General features: G+C 66.9%; 1 protein-coding gene. It reads left to right on the top strand.

Features of this window, described 5'->3' with window-relative positions; all coding sequences use genetic code 11:
- Nucleotides 1–263, top strand: a 263-nt coding sequence (locus JHD63_RS23585) for a transposase (RefSeq protein WP_198973204.1), incomplete at both ends; no start/stop codon positions are given.

Raw genomic sequence — 263 nt, 5'->3', positions numbered from 1 at the left:
CGGTAGTCTTCGAGGACTTGGTCGATGCCCTGCCTGCCGTGGGCGGCAAGCCCGGCAGGCCACGCCGCCGGCCCGGCAAGCTGCATGCGGACAAGGGTTATGACTACCCCCGGTGCCGCGTCCACCTCAAGCGCCGCGGTATCCAGGATCGTATTGCTCGCAAAGGCATCGAGCGCAATGACAGGCTCGGGCGCCATCGGTGGGTGGTCGAGCGTACCCATGCTTGGCTGGCCGCGTTTGGCAAGCTGCGAACCCGCTTCGAG

It is taken from the genome of Xylophilus sp. ASV27 (genome assembly GCF_016428875.1).
Classification (GTDB): Bacteria; Pseudomonadota; Gammaproteobacteria; order Burkholderiales; family Burkholderiaceae_C; genus Xylophilus.
Note: the sequence above shows the minus strand (reverse complement) of the source record. Positions and strands in the feature narration are given on the sequence as shown.